Here is a 1190-nt window from a genome sequence, read left to right as displayed (position 1 = left end):
ATAAATATAAACAGTGAATTTCAAATATAGAATTGGAAAATTATCAGCGGTGAGATTGCAGGGATCAACGCCCCACTCTTTTCTATGACTAGAATTTGCCTCTCCTGGCTAAGACTTTTAGCATGAACTTCTAACTCACTTGCTTTATTATATCTATATAATCAGCATTTTTAGCAATTTCTTCTTTAAATTCTTTCAGCATCAACCTGTAGTCATTGATATCAAACTCAAAGGTTGGACTATCTTGAATCCATTTAACATCTGTTCCCAACCAAGTTGGTACGTAACTATCTCCACAAGAGTCATCTAAACCAAACCTCTTCCAAATAACGACTTTGTCCATTACAGTCACTTCCACGACAATAAGAGTACAATATAAATCAACATCATCTGGACACATCAGTACAGGCAAGATAGATGCCCTTTCCTTGGGTAAAACTCGTTCCCAAACGACTTTAGCTTGAGCATCATTATGCAATGCAGAAAACAAAGTGGGTATTAGTCCAAGATAATCTTCATCGGGACATAATTGTTGGACAATTTTATCGAGGCGTTCACCATCAATAAAAATACATGGGTGGGGTTCAGACCAAAATAGCGTTTGCTCATACTTTACTTCAATGAAGTTCATACTAGGAACCTACTTTACTACTCATATATATTAAAGCCACACAACTACTAACGAGATTCCTCATGGATCACTTCGATAACACCAACAATATTGTCATTCAAATTTTCTAGCTCATTTGCAGGAATCCACCACTCAGTATGGTACTTGCTGCCGACCGTCTCAACCTTATAGTTATCCACAAAACTTTTTCTTACTTCAAAACGAGTAACATATCCTTTGCCAAATTGACTTACATTCCACTTATTTACCTCAATAGCATACAGCTCATTTGTAACTGGATAGAATATAGGTTGATCTGGGAGCCTTGGCGGCCATCTTTTGTAATCACTCTCGGCAACCAGATCCAGTTCTTTTTGACCACATGGCCGATACATTGTAACTGTTGTCTTATCCATACTAACTTAAGTGTTGTTATCTAACCTTTTGTGTATACTAGTATTTTGGCAGGAAAACTTCATGTTCAAATGTAGCAGAAATGTTTTTCCCCATTTTTCACCCATGGGATTAAATAGTGCTCTAAATTCTTTTAAGTTATAACAAGTTACATTTTTATTGCCTT

At 36.3% G+C, this 1190-nt stretch carries 2 protein-coding genes; both read right to left on the bottom strand.

What is annotated here, in order from left to right:
* Positions 1-130 precede the first annotated feature (130 nt).
* Positions 131-631 (bottom strand): hypothetical protein, encoded by a 501-nt coding sequence (locus tag KCG35_RS25455; RefSeq protein WP_215822653.1) that lies wholly within the window; start codon positions 629-631, stop codon positions 131-133.
* A 47-nt stretch (positions 632-678) separates the two neighbouring features.
* Positions 679-1026: a hypothetical protein gene (locus KCG35_RS25450; protein ID WP_215822652.1), complete on the bottom strand. Its 348-nt coding sequence runs from the start codon at positions 1024-1026 to the stop codon at positions 679-681.
* Positions 1027-1190 lie beyond the last annotated feature (164 nt).

The sequence above is a fragment of the Zooshikella harenae genome (assembly GCF_018837975.1).
Lineage (GTDB): Bacteria > Pseudomonadota > Gammaproteobacteria > Pseudomonadales > Zooshikellaceae > Zooshikella > Zooshikella harenae.
Note: the sequence above shows the minus strand (reverse complement) of the source record. Positions and strands in the feature narration are given on the sequence as shown.

Coding starts and splice junctions, on each gene's coding strand:
- KCG35_RS25455 (WP_215822653.1), bottom strand. CDS start 631: ATGAACTTCATTGAAGTAAAGTATGAGCAAACGCTATTTTGGTCTGAA.
- KCG35_RS25450 (WP_215822652.1), bottom strand. CDS start 1,026: ATGGATAAGACAACAGTTACAATGTATCGGCCATGTGGTCAAAAAGAA.